General features: G+C 64.2%; 16 protein-coding genes. 6 read left to right on the forward strand and 10 right to left on the reverse strand.

What is annotated here, in order from left to right; genetic code table 11:
* Positions 1-96 precede the first annotated feature (96 nt).
* Positions 97-2166 (forward strand): M13 family metallopeptidase, encoded by a 2070-nt coding sequence (locus IE071_RS14825; protein WP_189442297.1) that lies wholly within the window; start codon positions 97-99, stop codon positions 2164-2166.
* Positions 2167-2248: 82 nt separating this feature from the next.
* Here IE071_RS14825 and murD read toward each other — a convergent pair whose 3' ends face one another.
* The 4 genes from murD to IE071_RS14845 form a co-directional block, all read right to left on the reverse strand.
* Complete coding sequence (gene murD / locus IE071_RS14830) at positions 2249-3622, reverse strand: UDP-N-acetylmuramoyl-L-alanine--D-glutamate ligase (RefSeq protein ID WP_189442299.1); 1374 nt, start codon at positions 3620-3622, stop codon at positions 2249-2251.
* Entirely contained in the window at positions 3622-4956 is a 1335-nt protein-coding gene (gene murL, locus IE071_RS14835) for a UDP-N-acetyl-alpha-D-muramoyl-L-alanyl-L-glutamate epimerase (RefSeq protein ID WP_425503472.1), read from the reverse strand. The genes murD and murL overlap by 1 nt, the downstream gene beginning before the upstream one ends.
* Positions 4957-4990: 34 nt before the next feature.
* Positions 4991-7603, reverse strand: coding sequence for a bifunctional aspartate kinase/diaminopimelate decarboxylase (locus IE071_RS14840; protein WP_268244969.1), 2613 nt, complete (start codon positions 7601-7603; stop codon positions 4991-4993).
* A 228-nt stretch (positions 7604-7831) separates the two neighbouring features.
* Positions 7832-9346, reverse strand: a complete 1515-nt coding sequence (locus tag IE071_RS14845; RefSeq protein WP_189442303.1) for a fumarate hydratase — start codon at positions 9344-9346, stop codon at positions 7832-7834.
* Between the two features lie 435 nt (positions 9347-9781).
* On the opposite strand from IE071_RS14845, the gene IE071_RS14850 reads away from it, so the two are divergent.
* The 5 genes from IE071_RS14850 to IE071_RS14870 all read left to right on the forward strand — a co-directional run bounded on the left by IE071_RS14850 (position 9782) and on the right by IE071_RS14870 (position 17022).
* Complete coding sequence (locus IE071_RS14850) at positions 9782-11704, forward strand: S53 family peptidase (RefSeq protein ID WP_189442305.1); 1923 nt, start codon at positions 9782-9784, stop codon at positions 11702-11704.
* Between the two features lie 175 nt (positions 11705-11879).
* A complete protein-coding gene (locus tag IE071_RS14855) occupies positions 11880-12773 on the forward strand; it encodes a PhzF family phenazine biosynthesis protein (RefSeq protein WP_189442307.1) in 894 nt (297 codons plus the stop codon).
* A 69-nt stretch (positions 12774-12842) separates the two neighbouring features.
* The gene (locus IE071_RS14860) at positions 12843-14162 is read left to right on the forward strand and encodes an APC family permease (protein WP_189442310.1); all 1320 of its coding nucleotides are present in this window, start codon (positions 12843-12845) and stop codon (positions 14160-14162) included.
* 53 nt (positions 14163-14215) lie between these two features.
* On the forward strand, positions 14216-14752 hold the full coding sequence (locus tag IE071_RS14865; protein ID WP_189442312.1) for a (2Fe-2S)-binding protein: 537 nt from the start codon (positions 14216-14218) through the stop codon (positions 14750-14752).
* Complete coding sequence (locus IE071_RS14870; protein ID WP_189442313.1) at positions 14749-17022, forward strand: xanthine dehydrogenase family protein molybdopterin-binding subunit; 2274 nt, start codon at positions 14749-14751, stop codon at positions 17020-17022. The genes IE071_RS14865 and IE071_RS14870 overlap by 4 nt, the downstream gene beginning before the upstream one ends.
* Before the next feature lie 30 nt (positions 17023-17052).
* On the opposite strand, the gene IE071_RS14875 is transcribed toward IE071_RS14870, so the two are convergent.
* The 6 genes from IE071_RS14875 to IE071_RS14900 form a co-directional block, all read right to left on the reverse strand.
* A complete protein-coding gene (locus tag IE071_RS14875; RefSeq protein WP_189442315.1) occupies positions 17053-18075 on the reverse strand; it encodes an urea transporter in 1023 nt (340 codons plus the stop codon).
* A 99-nt stretch (positions 18076-18174) separates the two neighbouring features.
* Entirely contained in the window at positions 18175-18696 is a 522-nt protein-coding gene (locus IE071_RS14880) for a dihydrofolate reductase family protein (RefSeq protein WP_189442317.1), read from the reverse strand.
* Between the two features lie 97 nt (positions 18697-18793).
* The gene (locus IE071_RS14885) at positions 18794-19168 is read right to left on the reverse strand and encodes a VOC family protein (protein ID WP_189442319.1); all 375 of its coding nucleotides are present in this window, start codon (positions 19166-19168) and stop codon (positions 18794-18796) included.
* A gap of 26 nt (positions 19169-19194) precedes the next feature.
* Entirely contained in the window at positions 19195-19620 is a 426-nt protein-coding gene (locus IE071_RS14890) for an LIC_13387 family protein (RefSeq protein WP_189442321.1), read from the reverse strand.
* 105 nt (positions 19621-19725) lie between these two features.
* Positions 19726-20220, reverse strand: coding sequence for a hypothetical protein (locus IE071_RS14895; RefSeq protein WP_189442322.1), 495 nt, complete (start codon positions 20218-20220; stop codon positions 19726-19728).
* Positions 20221-20544: 324 nt separating this feature from the next.
* Complete coding sequence (locus tag IE071_RS14900) at positions 20545-20886, reverse strand: nucleoside triphosphate pyrophosphohydrolase family protein (protein ID WP_189442324.1); 342 nt, start codon at positions 20884-20886, stop codon at positions 20545-20547.
* Between the last annotated feature and the right edge of the window lie 516 nt (positions 20887-21402).

The following is a 21402-nucleotide window of genomic DNA, read 5'->3' on the forward strand; positions in this document are numbered from 1 at the left end:
GCCAGAGCCACCCTGCTCTCGCTAGCCCATCAGTCATGCGCACAAACCGGGATTGGCGCACTATCTTGGGCACTCCATCCTGCCGGGATATAAACCATGCAACGCATCCGTTGGATTCTGACCGCCGCCGTCCTGTGCGGATCGAGTGTCTGGGCGGCCACGCCTGCACCAACACCGCACGCTGCCGACCACCCCACCGGCGTGGATCTGGCCGGCATCGACCACAGCGTGAAGCCGGGCGACGACTTCGACAGCTACGCCAACGGCAACTGGCGCAAGACCGCGGTGATTCCGGCCGACCGTGCCAGCACCGGCATCTTCCTGCAGGTATTCAACAAGGCCGAGCAACGCAACGCCGAGCTGATCAAGGCAGCCGCCGCGGCCAAGGCACCCGCCGGTTCCAACGAAAGCAAGATCGCCGACTACTACGCCGCCTTCATGGATCAGGCCGGCATCGCCAAGCATGGCCTGAGCCCGCTCAAGCCCGAACTTGCGAAGATCGACGCGATCAAGACGCCAGCCGATCTCGCCAGCGTGCTGGGCAGCCAGCTGCGCGCCGACGTCGATCCGGTCAACGCGACCAACTTCAGCACCGAGCATCTGTTCGGCCTGTTCGTGACGCAAGGGCTGGAGGATTCCGCGCACAACGTGGCCTACCTGCTGCAGGGCGGCCTCGGCATGCCGAACCGCGACTACTACCTCGCCACCGACAAGGACATGGCCGGCATCCGCGCCAAGTACCAGTCCTACATCGCCGCCCAGCTGAAGAACGCCGGCATCGCCGACGCGGACCCCAAGGCGAAGGCCGTGTTCGAACTGGAAATGAAGATCGCCAAGGTGCAGGAAAGCCTGGTCGACAGCGAAGACGTGCACAAGGCCAACAACCCGTGGAACACCGGAGACTTTGCCAGCAAGGCGCCGGGCTTGGACTGGGCCGCCTATCTGCACGCCGCCGGCCTCGACACGCAGAAACAGATCACCGTGTGGCAGCCAAGCGCGATCAAGGGCATCTCCGCACTGGTCGCCAGCGAACCGCTGGACACCTGGAAGGCCTTCCTCACCTTCCACACCATCAATCACAGCGCCGGCCTGCTGCCGCCGGCCTTCGCCGACGCCAGTTTCGAGTTCTACGGCCACACGCTGCAGGGCACGCCGAAACAGCGTGATCGCTGGAAGCGTGCGATCGGCGCGGTCAACGCCGACCTCGGCGACGCAGTCGGGCAGATCTACGTGAAGAAATACTTCCCTGCCTCGTCCAAGGCGCAGGTGAAGCAGATGGTCGACAACATCCTCGCCGCGTTCAACGACCGCGTCGACCAGCTCGATTGGATGACGCCGGCCACCAAGCAGAAGGCCAAGGCGAAGATCGCCACCGTCCGTGTCGGCGTCGGCTATCCGGAAACCTGGCGCGACTACTCCGATCTGACGATCAGCCGCGACGATCCGGTCGGCAATCGCCTGCGCGCCGAGCAGCACGAGTACCAGCACCAGCTGGCCAAGCTCGGCCAGAGCGTCGACAAGGGCGAGTGGTGGATGACGCCGCAGACCGTCAACGCGGTGAACCTGCCATTGCAGAACGCGCTGAACTTCCCGGCCGCGATCCTCGAAGCACCGTTCTTCGATCCGAAGGCCGATGCGGCGTCGAACTATGGTTCGATCGGCGCGGTGATCGGTCACGAGATCAGCCACAGCTTCGACAACACCGGCGCCGAGTTCGACGCCGAAGGCCGCTTGGCGAACTGGTGGACGCCGGAAGACCAGGCCCACTTCAAGGCCACCGGCCAGAAGCTGGTCGAACAGTACAACGCGTATGAGCCGCTGCCCGGACTGCACGTCAACGGCCAGCAGACGCTGGGCGAGAACATCGCCGACGTGTCCGGCCTGACCATCGCCTGGATCGCGTATCACAAGTCGCTCGACGGCAAGCCCGCGCCGGTGATCGACGGCCTCACCGGCGACCAGCGCTTCTTCCTCGCGTTCGCGCAGTCATGGCGCGAGAAGACCCGCGATGCCGCACTGCGTGCCCAGGTGATCGGCGACGGCCACGCCCCCGGCAACTTCCGCGCACAGACCGTGCGGAACCTCGACGCCTGGTACGACGCGTTCTCGCCGAAGCCCGGCGAGAAGCTGTACCTGGCACCAAAGGATCGCGTGAAGATCTGGTAATTCCGCTCAGTTCTTGATGGCAAAAGGGCCGCGATTCGCAGGAATCGCGGCCCTTTTCTTTACGACATCAGCTTTATGACAATCAGCCGATGCCCAGGCCGTCGATACCCGTGATCGTTGCCGCATCGAATCCGGCCAGTTCCGTGAAACGGCGACCGCGCTCGGCGTAGTCCTTGAACTGATCGAAACTGGGTGCGCCGGGTGATAGAAGGATTACGCCGTCCCGTGGCGTGCGAGCTTTCGCCTCGGCGACAGCGCTGGCGAGATCGTCGACTCGCACCATCGAGCAATTCACTTCAGCCGCACGCAGGGCCGCTTCGATACGTGCGCCATTGCTGCCCATGCAGACAATCGCGTTCGGCGGCGCGGTGCGCACCGCCTCGACGAACGGCGTCCAGTCCAGCCCGCGATCATGACCGCCAACCAGCACAGTCACCGCGCGACCATGCAGACTTTCCAGTGCCGCCAGCGTAGCCAGCGGCGTGGTGCTGATCGAGTCGTTGACCCAGTGCCAGCCATCGTGTTCGCCCAGCGGTTGCAGGCGATTCGGCAGCGGGCGGAAGCGCGCAAGTGCCGGTGCAGCCGCCAGTGCATCCATGCCGACTGCAGCCAGCGCCGCCAGTGCGGCGCAAGCGTTGAGTGCATTGTGCAAGCCCGGCGCAGCCAGCTGCGCAACGGGAAAGACTTCATGCGAACCACGGCAGATGAAACCGTCAGCGACATGCCAGCCTTCCGGCTGACCGAACAACAACCGATGTGGATGAGCTTGCGTGCGCTCCAGCAAGGCCGGCTGCAGCGCATTGACCAGCAGCTGCCGCGAAACGTCGGCCAGGCGCAGCTTGTCGGCGACGTAACGTTCGCGCGAACCGTGCCAGTCCAGGTGTTCCTCGTACAGGCTGGTGATCACGCCGAACTCAAGCGGGCCTGCTTCGCCGGTCTGGAAGCTGGACAGTTCGATCACCCACAGATCAGCGCGCTGATCGAGCAGTTCCAGCAGTGGCAGGCCGATATTGCCGGCCAGTGCCGTGCGCACACCGAGTGCACGCGCCAGATGAGCGATCAGGGCACTCGTGGTGCTCTTGCCCTTGGTGCCGGTGACCGCGATGACATGCGCGTCCGGTTGCTTTTCGAAGCAGTGCTCGCCAAACCACAGCGCCGTACCGGAAGTAACCTGCAGGCCCTGCGCCTGCGCCGCCAACAAGGCCGGCTTGTATGCCGAGATGCCAGGCGATTTCACCACCACATCGAATTGGCCCAGCGTGGTCGCGTCCGGTTCGCCAGCAACAACATCAATCGCCGCGTCGAACGCGCGGGCAGCATCGACTTCGGCCGCACTGCAGAACAAGGTGAAGTGCTGATCGCCACAGCGCTGACGCAACGCATGGATGGCCGCACGCCCTTCGCGCCCGAAACCCCAGACCGCCACGCGGCGGCCGCGCAGATCGGCAATACGCATCAGCCGATCGTCGCCAAGGCCGGCTGCAACCGGGTCGGCACATGATGTTCGGCCGACGGCTCAAGCCACGGCTCCAGCGCCAGCTGCGATGCATCCAGCTGCGGCAGGATTTCGCTACGGAAGCGTTCGATCAGCGCGTCCTCCTGCCACTCCGGCCGCTGGCTCAGCGCGTACATCGCGGCGCGCGCCTCGGCGCCCTCGCCCACGCATTCGAACGGCTTGTGGTCCTGGTATTCCAGCAGCGCGTCGAAACCACTGGCCTGATTCTCGTCGTCCAGCAGGTTGCGCCCGAAGATCGACAGCAGCCGCGGCTTGGGCAGGAACGGCGCCAGCGCAAGGAACACGAAATGGCATTTCGGACATTGTCCGCACCAGCGGTCGGCCGGCTTGGGACCGAGCAGCTTGAAGTTGCGATTGCAGCTGGAGAACGCGTCGAAGTACGGCATGAGCTTCGCGAACGCACGGGTGATCGCCAGTTCCGAATACGGGCGCAGCAGCGAGCAGTAGTCGAGATCGCTGGCCACATGCGTGTGCAGCCAGTTGCCCAGCAGCTGCTCGAACGCGTAGCCCTTGCTCCACTGATGGTTCACCTGCTGGCCTTCGTACTCCAGCGTGGCGGCCGAGGCGGAGCGCTCGTTGGCGAACGCGATCGAATCGTAGCCGTACAGGATCGCGGCGACGGCGAGGATCGCCGAGTTCACCGCGGTCACCGGGATGTGCCCGTTCCACGCACCGAGCCGGTTCAGCTCGAACAAGCCGGGCGCCAGCTCGCGCTGGATGTTCAGCGTGGGCAGGCCGGTGCGCTCGGCGCAGGCGGCGATCAGCGCTGAATTGCCGACCCATACGGCGGTCGCCTCGCCGCCGATCGACTTGATCGCCTCGACCGCGACCAGTGAATCCTTGCCGCCGCCGATTGGCACCAGCGTGCGTTTGGGCAAACCTGCTGCAGGTGCCGGCGGCTGTGCCGCAGCGCCACGCGGAAACGTGATACGTCCACGCAGATCCAGCCCGTTGCGATAGGCGAACTCGGCCAGTCCATGCAGATACAACTGATCCAGCAACTCGGCGGTGGCGTCATCCAGCGGACCGCTGGCCACTTCAATCTTCGGCGGCACGCCAGCCTTGTAGTAACTGACACCCGCAATCAGATGCAGCAGTTTCAGCGCCGCATCGAATGCCGCCGCATGCCCAGCCGGAATCGCCGGCGCATGCGGGAAACGAATCCGCTCGACCAGTTCCTCACCGTCGTCGAACGCGTACGCCAGCTCGGCCACGCCATCGGCGTAGCTGCAGCGCACGAAGCGGAACAGCTGGGTCAGCCGCGGTTGAATCATCTTGCTCACCAATACTTTCTCCAGCGCCAGGCGCCTATTCGATCACGATCTCGTCGGCTTCGTCGCGCAGGTTGTAATGCGAGGACATCACCTTGCCGTAAGCACCCGCCTGCGCAATCAGCATCACGTCGCCCTCCTGCGCCTCGGGCAGGCGACGGTCGGTGCCGAGCACGTCGCCACTCTCGCAGATCGGGCCGACCACCTGGTACAGCGCGGTGGCAGGCTCATCGAGCCGGCTGAGATTGACGATCTCGTGCCAGGCGTCGTAGAGGGCGGGACGGATCAGGCTGTTCATGCCGGTGTCGATGCCGAGATAGCGGAACGCACTCTTGCCCTTCTGCTGGGTCACCCGCGCCAGCAGCACACCGGCATCGGCGACCAGGTAACGGCCGGGTTCCATCCACAGCTGGTATTGCGGATAAGCCGCCTTGACCTCGCGCAGCACCCGATCGAGTTCAGCGATGTCGAGCCGTGCCTCGCCCGGATGCGATGGCACGCCAAGGCCACCACCGATATTCAGGAAGGTCACGCTGCCGATGCGCTCGGCCAGGCTGGCCAGCTGCGCATAGACCTCGCCCCAGTGGCCAGCATCAAGTACGCCCGAACCCAGATGCGCATGCAGGCCGCGCACGATCACGCCATGGGTTTCGGCCAGCTGCAGGAAGATCGCCAGCTGATCCAGCGGCAGGCCAAACTTGCTGCCGCTGCCGCCGGTGCGCACCTTTTCGTGATGACCGAGGCCGCGGCCCAGATCCACCCGCAGCACGATCTCCCGGCCGCGGAACAATTCGCCCCAATGCTCGATCGGGTACAACGAATCCAGCGTCACCGCGGCGCGGGTGCCGAGCGCAAAGACGTAATCCTCGCGGGGCGCGAAGTTCGGTGTGAACAGCAGCGGCGTGGCTTCCGGCACGATCGCGCTGACCGCCCTCAATTCGCCTGGCGAGACGCACTCGAACGCGAAGCCTTCCGCGACCAGTGCGCGCAGGATCGCCGGATGGGTGTTCGCCTTCACCGCATAATGCAGACGATCGACCGCAGCCAGCGTGTTCAGCTCGCGCGCCTGCTGGCGCACCGTCGGCAAGTGATAGACGTAACGCGGCGTTGCCTCGGCAGCCAGCTCCAGCAGACGCTGCCGTTGCGACTCGCGCCACCATGCCGTCGCTGCGCTGGGTGCTTCGCCACTGCCGTACAAGGTCTGCCAGCTGGGGCCGAACAGTTCACTGTCGTCGGTACGCAGCGCACCGGCCGAAATCAGCAGGTCGTGCAGATGCGGCAGCAGAGTATCAACCACCTCCTCGTCCACCACGAAAGTGAGATTGAGGTTGTTCGACGACTGCGAAATCATGTGCACGCGCAACTGGCCGAACTCGGCCAGCACGCCGGACAGCGTGTGCAGCAGCGAACGCATGCCGCGGCCGACCAAAGTAATTGCAGCGCATGGCGCGATCACCTTGACCCGACACACCTTGGCCAGATCGCTGGCCAGTGCGGCGATCGCGTCGGAGTCGAGCAGGTTCTCGGTGGGATCGAGCGACACCGTGACATTGGTCTCGGCCGAACCGATCAGGTCCACCGACAGCCCGTGCTGCTTGAAGTGCGCGAATACGTCGGCGAGGAAACCGACCTGCTGCCACATGCCGACCGATTCCATCGACACCAGGGTGATGCCTTTGCGCGCGCTGATCGCCTTGACGCTGGGCGCATGTGCGCGTACTTCGGGGCCGATCACGGTGCCATCCAACTCCGGCCGGTTGGTGTCCTTGATCAGCAGCGGCACGCGCGGTTCGCGCAGAGGCGACAGGCAGCGCGGATGCAGCACCTTGGCACCGGTGGAGGCGATTTCCTGCGCCTCCTCGTAGTCCAGTCGCTGCAGCAGGCGTGCGCCCGGCACCTGGCGTGGGTTGGCGGTGAACATGCCGGCTACGTCGGTCCAGATCTCCACCCGCTGCGCCTTCAGCAACGCGCCGAAGTAGGAGGCGGACGTGTCGGAGCCGCCGCGTCCCAGCAACACGGTGCGACCCTGCGACTCCCGGGCGATGAAGCCCTGGGTGATGAACACCTCACCCAGCGTGGCCAGCCGTGCGGCCAGCACCGGATCAGGTCGCGAATCGACCATCGAGGACAGCAGCCGGGTGCGCTCGTTCTGGTTTGGCAAAGCAATCGCAGCGAGACAGTCACGCGCGTCCAGCCACTGTGTGGGCAGTCCGCTATGGCTGAGAAAGGCGGCACCGAGTGCGCTGGAGAGCAGCTCGCCATGGGCCTGGATCGCCGCTGCCCATGCCAGCTCGCCAAGAACAGCCGAACCGTTCTCAGCCAGCGTGGCCAATTCGGACAGTCGCGCACCGAGCGTATCCGGAACCGCCAGCTGCATGTGATCGAGCAGGTCGTAGTGACGCTGTGCGATCGCCTTGGCAGCCTCGATGCGTTTGCCCTTGTCACCGTGGGTGCACAGTTGTTTGAGTGCGTCGGTGATGCCGGTGAGCGCCGAAACGACAACCAGTACACGCGCGCCTTCGGCACGACGGCTGGCTACCAGCTCCAGAATGTTCTGCCAGCGCGGCAAGGTGGCGACACTGGTGCCGCCAAACTTCATCACGATCCAGGATGCGTCGGCATGGAGCGACGCGGGGCTTTGCGGATTCACGGCTACCTTCAGTGGCGGTGGTGGAAAACAATCCGGCCAGTGTTGCGCCGCAGCAGGTGGAATGCAACCGCTCGGAGGCTGCATACGTTTGGATGGCTAAATGCGGTGACGTATGGACCGAAGAACCGTCATCCCGGCGGAAGCCGGGATCCAGTGACTCTCTCCGCCAGACGTGCAGGCGCTGGATTCCAGCGTTCGCTGGGATGACGGGTCAGAAGAAAGTTGGTGTTACGCCACGACCACGGGAATCTTGCCGATCCGTGCCTGCCATTCTTTCGGTCCCGTCTGATGCACCGAGGTACCCGCGGAATCCACTGCCACCGTCACCGGCATGTCCTGCACGGTGAACTCGTAGATCGCCTCCATGCCCAGATCGGCAAAGCCGACCACGCGCGAAGCCTTGATCGCCTTGGACACCAGATACGCCGCGCCGCCGACCGCCATCAGGTACACCGACTGGTGCTTCTTGATCGCCTCGATTGCCGCCGGACCGCGCTCGGCCTTGCCGACCATACCGAGCAGACCGGTCTGCGCCAGCACCTGTTCGGTGAACTTGTCCATGCGGGTGGCCGTGGTCGGGCCGGCGGGACCGACCACTTCGTCGCGCACCGCATCGACCGGGCCGACGTAATAGATGAAGCGGCCCTTGAAATCCACCGGCAGCGGCTCGCCCTTGTTCAACATCTCGACCATGCGCTTGTGCGCGGCGTCGCGACCGGTCAGCAGCTTGCCGTTGAGCAGCAGCACTTCGCCCGGCTTCCAGCTCGCCACTTCCTCGCGCGTCACGCTGTCGAGGTTCACCCGACGCCCCTTCGAGCTGTCGTAGGTCAGCTTCGGCCAGTCTTCCAGCGACGGCGGATCGAGCATCACCGGGCCGGAACCGTCCAGCGTGAAGTGCGCGTGGCGGGTCGCCGCGCAGTTCGGGATCAGCGCCACCGGCAGGTTCGCCGCGTGGGTCGGGTAATCCTTGATCTTGATGTCGAGCACGGTGGTGAGGCCGCCCAGGCCTTGCGCACCGATGCCGAGCGCGTTGACCTTTTCGTACAGCTCGATGCGCAGTTCCTCGGCGCGATTGCTCGGTCCGCGCGCGATCAGCTCCTGGATGTCGATCGGCTCCATCAGCGCCTCCTTCGCCAGCAGCATCGCCTTCTCGGCGGTGCCGCCGATACCCAGGCCGAGCATGCCCGGCGGGCACCAGCCGGCGCCCATCGTGGGCACGGTCTTCAGCACCCAGTCGACGATCGAGTCGGACGGGTTGAGCATCACGAACTTCGATTTCGCCTCGGAGCCGCCACCCTTCGCCGCCACGATCACGTCGAGCTTGTCGCCCGGCACGATAGCCACGTTGATGATCGCCGGTGTGTTGTCCTTGGTGTTGACGCGCTTGCCGGCCGGGTCGGCCAGGATGCTCGCACGCAGCTTGTTGTCCGGGTCGTTGTAGGCACGACGCACGCCCTCGTTGACCATCTCGTCCAGCGACAGCGTGGCGTCCCACTGCACGTTCATGCCGACCTTGAGAAACACGGTCACGATGCCAGTGTCCTGGCACAGCGGGCGATGCCCTTCCGCGGCCATGCGCGAATTGATCAGGATCTGCGCCATCGCATCCCTGGCCGCCGGGCTCTCTTCACGCTCGTAGGCGGCGGCGAGGCCCTTGATGTAGTCGACCGGGTGGTAATAACTGATGTACTGCAGCGCGTCGGCGACGGACTGGATCAGATCGTCTTGCTTGATGATGGTCATGAGGCGGCTTCGACTCCGGGAAATACCGCGTCGAAAACGGCCGTTTGCGACGCACAATCTCTCTATTGTGCCGCAACTCGGCCTGCGACCAGAAAGTGGGCGGACCGTCAGCAGACGCAGGCAAGATCCAACACCTGGCGTTTTGCCAGCCTGCGGCAGCCTCGATCCAAAAAGCACAACCGCAATTTCATGCGGGATATTTTGAGCTGTGGCCTGCGTTTCGAGAAATATTTCGCCTGATCAGACACTTCCAAGATCGATCTCACGCTGCTAGCGTCGCCGAACCAGCGCGGATTGATCTTCAGGGGCCGTCCTGGGTTCTCGGGAACGAGATTACGAACGTACGGCTCACCGGCCTGCCGGGCGCGCGGGCGCTACGCAATGTGGTGCCACAGCGTTACCCAGCGTGACCGTTTCAACCCTTGGAGAAAGCTCATGCTCACGCACTTGCATCGCAAGTCGCTCGCGACTTCGTTGGCGTTGCTGCTTTGCGGCTTCGCTACCACATCTTTCGCCGCAAGCGGCTCGACGCCTACCGACCTGGGGGCAAGCAATCCCGGTCAAACCGTGAATGTCACGCTGGTGCTCGGCCTGCACAATCAGGACGCACTCGAGCAGTACATCTACAGCACGGTCACTCAGGGCAATCCCTCGTATCACCGCTTCCTCACCACGGCACAGTTTGCGGATCGCTATGGCGCCACTGCCGACGAGATCGCCAAAGTGCAGTCGTACCTGAAGCAGCAGGGGCTCACCCAGGTCGAGTTGCTGCCGAATCATCTGGCGATCAAGGTCAGCGGCACGATCGGCCAGTTCAATACGGCCTTCCATACGTCCATCCATGATTACCAGGCCAGTGACGGCACCACCTTCCACCGACCGAATGCCACACCAAGTATGCCCTCGGCGCTTTCCGGCACGCTGGTCGTGGCCTCGGGCCTCAGCAGCGAGGCCCGCTATCGCTCGCATCGCGTCAGCGTGCTCCCGCTACCGCAGGGTCCGACAACCAATGCACTGGCGAGGAGCGCGACGGCGCCCGCCACCGTTCCGTGCACCGGCAACCCCACCGCCACCTGCACACCCGAGGCATTCACGGTCGGTGACGTGGCCAACCGCTACAACATCAACCCGCTCTACAAGGCCGGCGTGAACGGCAAGGGCTCGACCATCGGCATCGCCACGCTGGCGAATTTCCTGCCCGCCGACGCCTACAGCTACTGGAGCACGATCGGCTTGGCCGTGAAGCCCAAGCGCATCACCCAGGTGCACGTGGACGGTGGCGGCCCACTCGGCAGCAATGCCGGCTCTGGCGAAACCTCGCTCGATGTCGAACAGTCCGGTGGCCTGGCGCCCTGGGCGAACATCATCGTGTACGACGCACCCAATACCGATGCCGGCTTCTTCGATGTATTCAATCAGGCGGTGTCCGACAACAAGGTGGACAGCCTGTCGGTCAGTTGGGGCTCGCCGGAAATCGCCTACTTCCCGCAGCTCAACAGCGGCGTCGACTACACGGACGAATTGCTGGCCTTCCACCAGGTCTTCATGGAAGCGGCTGCGCAGGGCATCTCGATGTTCGCCACATCCGGTGATTCGGGCGCCTACGACACGGTGCGCGGACTGGGCGGCTTTCTCACCGACCCCGTACCACCGCCGCTCACCACCGACGCCCCAGGCTCCGATCCCTTCATCACCACCGCAGGCGGCACCACCGTACCGTTTTCTTTCAGCTTCAGCGGTGGGCCGACGGCGTCGATCAGCAAGGAAAGTGTCTGGGCTTGGGACTGGATCTCCAACTACTTCAACACCAATTTCGGCGTGGATATCACCGATGAGGTGTTCTCGGTCGGTGGCGGTGGCGGCGTGAGCGTGTTCTGGTCGTTGCCGCGCTATCAGCAGTTCACCTCCGGCATCCGCAAGAGTGAGAAGAACCAGACCCTGCTGCTCCCGCCGTCGCGTATTTTTCCGCTCGGCGTCAACTACACGTTGCCGGCCAACTACCGCGGCCGCAACGTACCCGACATCTCGCTCGACGCGGACCCCTATACCGGCTACAGCTTCGTCTCGTCATTGGATGGCACGGGCCTGCTGACGGGCGAAGGCGGCACCAGTTTCGTCGCACCCCAGCTCAACGGCATCAGCGCCCTGCTGAAGCAGTCGACCCGCGGTCGCGTCGGTTTCTGGAATCCACAGGTCTATCCGCTGCAGAACATCTTCGGCTATGGCCCGTTCTCGCCGTTCAACGACATCAGGGCCGGCGACAACTGGTTCTACAACGGCGTCAATGGCTATGACCCCGGCGCAGGCATCGGCACGCTCAACGTGACGAACCTGTCCTTGTTCCTCAGCGTCTTCTGACCATCCCTGGACCCGCCGCACAGGAAGCCGACGCCGCAAGACGTCGGCTTCCTGCTTGCTGGTGCCTCGTCCCCGTCTGCCGTAACCCACCGTGCGCACGCTGGCCGGGGCGCACTCCACTTGTGACGGACGCTTGCGGGTGGCATCGTCAGGCGATTGCCCAGCCGGAATCGCCATGCCCCGCACTCGCCGCTTCATGCAGCTCGATGTGTTCTCCAGCCTGCCGCTGCTCGGCAACGCGCTGGCCGTGGTGATCGACGGCGACGGCCTGGACGACGCCACGATGCAAGCATTCGCATGCTGGACCAACCTGTCTGAAACCACCTTCCTGCTGCCGCCAACCCGCGCCGACGCAGACTACCGCGTACGCATCTTCACCCCGCGCCAGGAGCTGCCTTTCTCCGGCCACCCGAGCGTCGGTAGCGCGTATGCCGCGATCGAATCCGCGCTGGTACCGCCCGGCAAATTCGATCTGGTACAGGAGTGCGCCGCCGGGTTATTGCCCGTGCGCGTCAAGGGCCGCGGCGAGGAACGGATCATCCATGTGCAGGCGCCGCCTGCCAGCGTGCAGACGCTAGACGCACGCGAGCGTGCCCAGTTGGCGAAAGCCTTGCACCTCGATCTCACGCATGCCCGGATGCGACTGGTCGACAACGGACCGCTCTGGCTCGTCTGCGATCTGCACAGCGCTGCAGACGTGCGCCAATTGCAACCTGATCTTGCGCTGATCGCCACGCTCAGCCAGGCCACCGGCGCGGTCGGTGCCTGTGTATTCGGCCGCGAGCTCACACGTGATGCGAGGGGTGATGCAGCGATGGCTGTGCGTGCATTCTGTCCCGCCGATGGCATTCCCGAAGATCCCGTCACCGGCAGTGCGAATGCCGCGATCATGGCCTTCCTGGCCGAGGTCGGCGACCCCGCCGGCTACGGCCTGCACTACCGCACCAGCCAAGGACGCGAAGTAGGTCGCGATGGCTACATCGAGGTGATGCGCGATGCGGCGACCGGCGCCATCAGCATCGGCGGCGCCTGCGCCATGGGTATCCGCGGCGAGTTTCGCCTGGACTGAAACACCACAGGCTTGCCCGCATGCGTGACGCCCGCCATGCTGCGCCTCCCGCCCTTGGTGACCTACTGCATGAACGACCACCAGCCCGGTTATCTGCGCAGCCTGCGCCCGTGGGATGCCGCCCTGATCGTGGTTGGCGGCATCATCGGCGGCGGCATTTTTCTCAACCCCGGGATTGCCGCACAGCGCACCGAGTCGGGCCTGGCGTTGCTGTTGATGTGGGCTGGTGCCGGCGTACTCACCCTGATCGGCGCGCTGTGCTACGCCGAGCTCGGTGCACGCCGCCCGCATGCGGGCGGCACGTATGTCTATCTGCGCGAAGCGTTTGGACCACTGGCCGGCTTCCTGTTCGGCTGGACCATGTTGCTGGTGATCTATTCCGGTTCCACCGCGGCGGTGGCGACGATCTTCGCCAGCTATGCATCGGCGGTGTTCGGCCTGCCACCGTCGATGGCGCTGCCGCTGACGATCGGTGCGCTGGTGTTCGTCAGCGGCATCAACCTGTTTGGCATCCGCCTCGGCGCGCAGATCCAGAACCTGTTCGCCCTGCTCAAGCTGCTGGCGGTGGCCGTGCTGGTGGTATGCGGGCTGTTCCTCGCCGGTGCCGGTCATGGCCAGGTGCTGGCGATCGATCCGGCGCGCAGCGGGGTCGGCTTCATCGGTGCAGCGCTGCCAGTGCTGTTCGCGTACTCCGGCTTCACCTATCTCAACAACCTAGCCGGCGAGGTGCGCGATCCGCAACGCACGCTGCCGCGCGCGCTGACGCTCGGCATGCTGCTGGTGATCGTCGCCTACGTGCTGGTCAACGTGGCCTATCTGGCCGTGCTCGGGCATGACGGCCTCGCCGCCAGCCGCGCGCCGGCAGCCGACGTGATGCAACAGGTCGTCGGCCCGATCGGCGCCAAAATCATTGCGCTTGGCGTGGCGATATCCACGCTGGGCTTCTGCAACATCACCCTGGTCGCCGGCGCACGCGTGCTGCAGGTGATGGGCGAGGACGGCCTGTTCTTCCGTGCGGTAGCGCGGCTGCACCCGCGCTACCGCACGCCGAACACCGCGTTGCTGCTGCTGGCCGGCTGGGCAATCGTGCTGGCGCTGTCGGGCAGTTACGGCCAGTTGCTGGACTACGCCACGTTCGGCGACTGGCTGGCCTGCGCGGTCGGTGTCGCCACACTGTTCTGGTATCGCCGCCGCGATGGCGCCACGGCGAGCTTCAAGGTGCCGGGTTATCCGTGGCTGCCGCTGCTGTTCATCGGCACGGTGGCGTGGGTGGTGGTGATGACGATGCGCGACAACCCGCGCAACGCCGGCATCGGTGCGCTGATCATGCTGGCCGGCGTGCCGGTATACGTGGTCTGGCGCCGCCTGTTCAGTCGCGCACACCCCTAAGCGGGCGGCAGCAATGCCACAATGTGCGGACAGATTTCGTGAGGAGATGATGGATGGCGCCCGTGCAAGCCCAGGCCGTGCCGGTCACTACGGACAGCAGTATCGTGCCCGAGAAGGTACGCGACGGCATTGATCTGCAGATCAACGGCGAGCACTACCGCCACACCGGCGATCCGCAGATGCCGCTGTTGTGGTACCTGCGCGACGTGCTGCGGCTGACCGGCACCAAGTACGGTGGCGAGCGCGGCGAAAACGGCGCCGACCTGGTGCTGCTCGACGGCAAGGCGGTCTCCGCGATCACCCAGCCGCTCGCCAAGCTGGCCGACAGGCAGATCGTCACGGTGGAAGGCCTGGCCGGCAACGACGGCAGCCTGCATCCGATGCAGCAGGCCTTTGTCGACGAGGATGCGATCGGTTGCGGCTACTGCACGCCCGGCTGGCTGATCGCCGCGGTCGACCTGCTCAGGCGCAAGCCGCATCCCGGCGACGACGATATCGACCAGTTGCCGAACCTGTGCCGCTGCGGCTGCCAGACCCGTGTGCGCCGCGCGATCAAGCGCGTCGCCGCCGGCAAGGCGGGCCAGCCATGAGCAACCATCCCACCACGCCGAACCAGATCCGACTCTCACGCCGCCGCTTCCTGCAGGTACTGGCTGGCACCGCCGGCGCGCTGGTCGTCGGCATCCGCATGGCCGATGCGGCCGATGCGCCGCTGCCGCTGGCCCTGCTCGGCGACAGCTTTTATGACCTCGGCGTCTACGTGCGCATCGACGCCGACGGCAACGTGCTGATCGGCGCACGCGATCCGGACACCGGCACCGGCGTCGCCACCTCGCTGCCACGAATCATCGCCGACGAACTCGATGCCGACTGGAACCGCGTCAGCGTAGTGCCGCTCGGCCTCGGCGTGACCGACAACAACGGCCAGCCGCGCTGGACCTACGGACGCCAGGTCGGCGGCAGCGGCGGTTCGATCCCCGCCGCCTGGAACGACCTGCGCCAGGTCGGCGCGACCGCACGCTGGTTGCTGCTGCAAGCCGCGGCGCGTCGACTCGGCGTGCCCGCCAACAAGTTGCGCTGCGAGGCCGGCACCGTGATCGCGCCGGACGGCCGTCGCTTCACCTACGGCAACCTGGCCGCGGACGCCAGCAAGATCGCCCTGCCCACCACCGCGCCGCCGCTGAAAGACGCCGCGAACTATCAGCTGATCGGCAAGCCGGCCGGTGACGTCGACGCACGCGAGATCGTCACCGGCCTGACCCGCTATGCGATCGACGAGCACTACGGCGATGCGCTGGTCGCCGTGCTGGTGCACTGCCCGTGGTCGGACGGCACGCTGGCGCATATCGACGACACCGACACGCTCGCCGTCAAAGGCGTTGTGAAAGTGGTGCGCCTGCGACCCGAACCCGGCCAGCCGCTGGGCAGCACGGTGATCGCCCCGGCCGTGGCGGTGCTGGCCGAAGACACCTGGTCGGCATTGCAAGGCCGCGAGAAGCTCAAGCTCGAATGGAAGCCCGGCGCCAGCGGCAGTGAAAGCAGCTACGTACTGGAGCAGCAAGCCGGCGCCCTGCTCGCCGGCAAGACCGATCCCACCACGCGCGTACGCAACGACGGCGACGTCGATGCCGCGGGCAGGAAAGCCGCACGCCGGCTCGACGCCACCTACTACCAGCCGTGGCTGGCGCATGCCACTGCTGAACCGATGAATTGTCTGGTGAAGCTGGACAAGGATCGCGCCAGCCTCGTCGTGCCGACCCAGGCACCGCAGAAAGCATGGGCGGTGGTGCAGCGACTGACCGGCCTGAGTCCCGCGCAGATCGACATCCGCGTGCCACGCGTCGGCGGCGGTTACGGCCGCCGGCTCGATCACGACTATGTCGCCGAGGCGGTGATGCTGGCCAGAGCCGTCGACAAGCCGGTGCGCCTGCTGTGGACACGCGGCCAGGACTTCGGCCACGACTATTATCGCTCCGGCAGCGTGCACCAGCTCAGCGCGACCCTCGATCGCAAGCGCCAACTGACCGGCTGGAACCAGCGCATGGCCAGCGCCTCGGCGCTGACCCGGCGCAACATGCCCGACAACCGGTTATGGACGTCCGAACTGCACGCTGACCAGCTGCCCGCCGCGCTGGTGCCGAACTATCGCAGCGACTGGTATGCGCTGGATTCCGTGATTCCGCGCGGCCCGATGCGCGGCATGCCACACCTCAGCAACGCGTTCGCGGTGGAAAGTTTCATCGACGAAATCGCGAACAGCATGAAAGAGGATCCGCTGGTCACTCGCCTGCGCATGCTCGGCGCGCCGCGCGAGCTGCCGCTGAGCGCCGGCGGCACGCTCGATACCGGTCGCCTGGCCAACGTGCTGAAGCTGGTCACCGACCGGATCGAATGGAAGAACTGGCTGCACAGCGTCAACGGCCTCGGCATCGCCTGCTGGCATGTCGACGGCGCCTACGTGGCGCATGCGATCGAGGTGGCGATGCAGGGCCAGAAGCTGGTGATCCAGCGCGTGGTCTGTGCCGCCGACGTCGGTCGCGTGATCAACCCGCTGGGTCTGGAAGGTCAGCTCGCCGGCGCCACGCTCGATGCGCTGTCCACCGCGTTGAACCTCGCCATCACCTTCAAGGACGGCCAGATTCAGCAACACAACTACAAGGACTATCCGCTGGCCAGCATGGCGCAGCTGCCGAACGCGGTCGAAGTCATCGTCGTGCCCGCCGATGACCGCCCGCCTGCCGGTGCCAGCTTCCTCGCCATGCCGACCGCCGCCCCGGCGCTGGCCAATGCCGTCTTCCGCGCCAGCGCCGTGCGCGTGCGTCGGCTGCCGCTGATGAAGGAGTTGCTGCGCATGCTGTAAGGCCGCGCCGGTGCCGTAGACCTGCCCTCGTCACGCAGCTGCCACCGGCCGCAACCGCGGAAAATATGGGCCCGCCAGCACGAACAGCCACACCACCAGCACGAACGGAAACGTCAGCGCCGGCATCCCGATCGGCTGCAGTGCCGCCGATGTCGCCGCGAACACGATCGTCGTGGTGATCGCGGCCAGCACTGCATAGGCGATCGACGCCGCATCCAGCACGAAGAACACGCCGCCCAGCGCGATCGCCGCCAGGACGGCGTTGAAGCCGAACGCGCCGGAGCGGATCGCCGGTTCGGCCGCACCCATCCCCCACGCCACCAGCAAGCCGGTCAGCGAACCCAGCAGGGCCGTGACACAGGCCACCCGCGAACTGACCAGCAACGCGATCACGAAGATCACGCCGGTGATCACGTTGCCCTGGAAGAACACCTGCGCCACCCCATTGAAGGTTCCCTGCAGTACGGTCGACGCGCTCACGATGCCCTCAACCGTCGCCGCCTGCGGCAGTCCGGCCGTCGGCAGCACATGCGTCGAATGCAGCCGGCCGAAGCGCGCGCACGCCAGCAGAAATCCCAGCGCGGTGAATACAAACGGCGCGGTCAGCACCGGCATTTTCCAGACACTCAGCAAGTGCAGCATTGCGGCCATAAGGATCGTCGTGCAGGCCGAAGCCAGCACCACATAGCTCCAGCTCAACAGGTCCGGCTGCAGGAAATACAGCAGCGCAATCGCCACCAGCGCGCCATTGAAACCGAACAGCCCGACCCGCACCAGCGCGCGGTCGACCCCAAGCAGCATCGCCGTCGCCGTGCTCACCGCCGTACCGACCAGCACCGCCAGCCCGAACAGCGTCGAGTTGTAGAAAATCCCGAACAGGAACAGCAGGCCCGCATAGCTGTTGTTCTGCAGCATCACCTGGCCGATGCCGCGAAGCAGCGCATCCACAAACCCCAGCAGCTGTTGCAGCGAGCCATTGCCGTCAACCATCAGCCCGGTCGAAGTGACCCGCACGGTCGCCGCCGATGTGGCAGAAATATCCACAGACCCCATGACCCCGTCTCCCGCTGAGATGTTGACCTTGAACTCGTGCAAAGTGCCAGAAACGGCGCGTCATCGCGACCACCACCGCGGCCGATACGCCATGAATGCTCAGGCGAGCACCACATACTCGCTCTGCACGAGGCCGCTGGCGTACTGCCGTGTGCCGACGTGTCTGAGGATGATGTCGCGCGACAGCTCACCAAACAGCGGAATCCCTACCCCGATAAGCACAGGAACCCGTGTAACCACGAGGCGCTGGATCAACCCGGCCTGAAGGAAGCGCTGAATGGTGATTCCGCCGTCCACATAGATATGCCGGATACCGCGGGCGTCGAGCTGCGCAACGATCTCGGCCGGGTCCCCCGACAGGTGCTCCACCACGGCGTCAGCGGGCGCCGGAGACAGTGCGCGAGTGCTGAGCACAAACACCGGCTTCGTGCCGTACGGCCACGCATCAAAGCCGAGCACCGTTTCGAACGTCTTGCGACCTATCACCAGAGCATCCACCGTGGCCATGAACTCGTCGTAGCCATGCGGTTCGCCACCACCAGGCGGAAGAAAATCGAGCTCGCCATGAAGTCGCGCGATGAAACCATCGAGGCTGGTACCGACAAAGACGGATGCTTGCATGGTCGAGGCCTCTACTTGGCGTATGAACCGATTGGCGCCCGGTTTTCGAGCGGCGTCGACGGGATATCGCTATCGAAACAGTCAGGCAGCACCCGCCTCATTCTGCAGCAGGCGCGCGACCGATGTTGAACACGACGCCATAGGGGTCACGGATGTAACACCGTGGAACGGAAGCGTTCTCTTCCACGATGGTGCAGCCAGCGTCGACCAGCCGGCGTTTTGCTGCCTCGACGTCGGGCACCAGAAACTCGAAGACCGGCCCGTGCTCATCACCCTTCTCGACGTACAGGCAGAACGCACCCGTCTCGAAGCCCATCAACTCCTCGCTCCGATGACTGACCGGAAGCCCAAGCACCGACTCGTAAAACCTGGTGGCATCTGCCCAGGCATCGGTTCGGATAATGACGTCACGTGAAGATTGAAATGCTTTTTTCACGACGATCTCCGAATAGTGACGTGTGGCTTTTGACATGAGCGGGCATCCGCTCGACGGAAGGATCAGGCGTCTCTGCGTTTCCCAGCGGCGTAAAACGCAAGCCCGAGACAAACAGCCACCGCGCTGAACGAGACAACTGGCACCACGAAAATGAACTTCCATGCCAGGGCGGCAGACGCAACGGACACCAACAAGAACGAGCCGATCAGAGGGCGAACGCGACGTGCATCAGACTTCGCGATGGATGCAAGTTGCCACAAGGCAACCGCCTGTATGAACAGGTAGGCGCTGATGGTGAAGCCGAAGCCAAGAAAAAAGTCCATGTAGGTACGGCTGGCGCCACCGGCATCGAAGTGAAACGACCTCATGGCGCGTAGCACTTCAGTATCCCCTGCGGGAGACCAGAAACCCACTCCGCCGGAGGTGTGTCCCGCGGCAAGCAGCAAGGTGAGAATCGACGCAATTCGCAACAAGAGGAAGCATCGCATGTGGCTCTCCAAGTTCGAGGCGCCTGCCGCTGGACTCAAGCGGTCGCTGCCGCGAGGACTAACTGCTTACGGCGACACAACGCAGCAATCCGCTTGAACGAATAGTCAGGCGGCACTCTCGGGTTTGCGCCGCGGACGCTGCTTGCTGGAAACCGATTGAATGACTGTACGCCCCACACCCGTGAATGGAAGTGGGACTTTGGCTTGTGCGATGGCTGCGTGGATGAGTGCAAGCGTTTCAGGCGCGCGAAGGGTTTTGATACTGGGCACACGTATGAAGCGGTTCTGCTTTCCACTGCCCTGGAGCAGCCTGTCCGGGTCGGCCAGCGTGGCACCTTGGTAGAAAGAAATACCGACTCCGTTTGCTGCCGCGGCAATCGAAACAATGCAATCGGAAGCCCGCGGAGTTGTGCAGTAGCCGATGACGAAGAAGTTGTAGTTGTCGTAGACCAACTCGATGGCGGTGGGCATGAGCTTGCGAAGCTCGACACGGCACTGCCGAATGAGCCCGGCGTTGGCGGGTTCGAACTTGTCGACAAACTCGGCCAGTCGCTTTTCGATGCTCGAATCAGATGCGGTAGTCGCGGTTGATGACTTCATGATTCGTGTTCGCCGAGTTGAATGTTGCCCACGCCACCTGACATCTGAATCAAGCCGCGTTGCACGCATGATCAGACGCCACTAGAGGGCCGATGTGCGGATGAATCAAGTTACTCAATACTGTCAGGAAGGTGTAGCCGTGATTTCCATCTTGCGCCCTAACGCTGGGGCTAAGCGGCGGCGAAGCCACCCGCCTCGAATGACTGGTTACCGAAGGCGTCACGCCCAGACTCCTGTTCGATTTGGTATTGCATGAGCCGGCTCCTTGAGGCCTAACGCCAGAATTAAGCCGAACCGCGAAGCGGCTTCGGCTTGAATGAATTGTTAGTCGGCACCCGCCGATTTGCCAAGTTCGTTGGACACATACTCAGATATCTCCTTAGTGTTCCTGACGAATTCGGCCTGCAGATCAATCCCGCACTTGTTCGCCAAGACGAGAACCGACCATAAGCAGTCCGATAACTCGTGACCTAGTTTGGCTTGAACATCATCGATTGTGCGGACGCCGGCGTGTGCTTGGACAAGTTTTGCCAGATCGCCAACGTCTCCCATGAAGCCGAGTGCGAGTTCTTGTGTGCTCCAGACGCGGCCGTACCTCTTCGCCTCGAGCTGCTCGTAGAGCTCGTTTAGCTGGAGGGCTGCCTTTTCAAGGTCGCTGAAGTTCATGTGTGCCGCCTAACGCTGGAGTTAAGCGGCGGCGAAGCCGTCCGCCTTGAACGAGTTGTTAGCCATCATTGACCACCAGCCTGAGGGTTGATGTCAGCGCGGGAAGGTTGAGATGGGTCGTAGAACGTATAGTCAACGAACTGGCTCGGACCTTTGTATGGGCGTTTGGAAAGGAATGCGCGTGCGGCCGTCACATAGCTTGCCGGAATTGTTACTTGCACAGGGCCGGAACTGGAGCCCTTGACGTCTCTGACCTGGACGACTTGGAGAGAGCTTATTTTGCCAGCGGCGTCGACCGTCACCAGAAAAAACACCGAATAAAATTTAGTTGGAGTGGCGCACTGTGTCAGCGTAGGAACCGCCAAGAAAGCCGTAAGCAGAATTGCGAATATTCGCCGCATAACGAACCCCTGATGGCTAACGCTTGAGTTAAGCGGCGGCGAAGCCGTCCGCCTTGAATGATTGAATGGACTCCTCCCGCGTCGCCACACGGCTTCGATGAGCCAGACAGGAGCG

The organism is Rhodanobacter panaciterrae (assembly GCF_014651895.1).
GTDB classification, from domain to species: domain Bacteria; phylum Pseudomonadota; class Gammaproteobacteria; order Xanthomonadales; family Rhodanobacteraceae; genus Rhodanobacter; species Rhodanobacter panaciterrae.

Excerpts from the sequence above, each read along its gene's own strand:
- IE071_RS14825 (WP_189442297.1), top strand. The coding sequence starts at position 97 with ATGCAACGCATCCGTTGGATTCTGACCGCCGCCGTCCTGTGCGGATCG.
- murD (WP_189442299.1), bottom strand. The coding sequence starts at position 3,622 with ATGCGTATTGCCGATCTGCGCGGCCGCCGCGTGGCGGTCTGGGGTTTC.
- murL (WP_425503472.1), bottom strand. The coding sequence starts at position 4,956 with ATGATTCAACCGCGGCTGACCCAGCTGTTCCGCTTCGTGCGCTGCAGC.
- IE071_RS14845 (WP_189442303.1), bottom strand. The coding sequence starts at position 9,346 with ATGACCATCATCAAGCAAGACGATCTGATCCAGTCCGTCGCCGACGCG.
- IE071_RS14850 (WP_189442305.1), top strand. The coding sequence starts at position 9,782 with ATGCTCACGCACTTGCATCGCAAGTCGCTCGCGACTTCGTTGGCGTTG.
- IE071_RS14855 (WP_189442307.1), top strand. The coding sequence starts at position 11,880 with ATGCCCCGCACTCGCCGCTTCATGCAGCTCGATGTGTTCTCCAGCCTG.
- IE071_RS14860 (WP_189442310.1), top strand. The coding sequence starts at position 12,843 with ATGAACGACCACCAGCCCGGTTATCTGCGCAGCCTGCGCCCGTGGGAT.
- IE071_RS14865 (WP_189442312.1), top strand. The coding sequence starts at position 14,216 with ATGGCGCCCGTGCAAGCCCAGGCCGTGCCGGTCACTACGGACAGCAGT.
- IE071_RS14870 (WP_189442313.1), top strand. The coding sequence starts at position 14,749 with ATGAGCAACCATCCCACCACGCCGAACCAGATCCGACTCTCACGCCGC.
- IE071_RS14875 (WP_189442315.1), bottom strand. The coding sequence starts at position 18,075 with ATGGGGTCTGTGGATATTTCTGCCACATCGGCGGCGACCGTGCGGGTC.
- IE071_RS14880 (WP_189442317.1), bottom strand. The coding sequence starts at position 18,696 with ATGCAAGCATCCGTCTTTGTCGGTACCAGCCTCGATGGTTTCATCGCG.
- IE071_RS14885 (WP_189442319.1), bottom strand. The coding sequence starts at position 19,168 with ATGTCAAAAGCCACACGTCACTATTCGGAGATCGTCGTGAAAAAAGCA.
- IE071_RS14890 (WP_189442321.1), bottom strand. The coding sequence starts at position 19,620 with ATGCGATGCTTCCTCTTGTTGCGAATTGCGTCGATTCTCACCTTGCTG.
- IE071_RS14895 (WP_189442322.1), bottom strand. The coding sequence starts at position 20,220 with ATGAAGTCATCAACCGCGACTACCGCATCTGATTCGAGCATCGAAAAG.
- IE071_RS14900 (WP_189442324.1), bottom strand. The coding sequence starts at position 20,886 with ATGAACTTCAGCGACCTTGAAAAGGCAGCCCTCCAGCTAAACGAGCTC.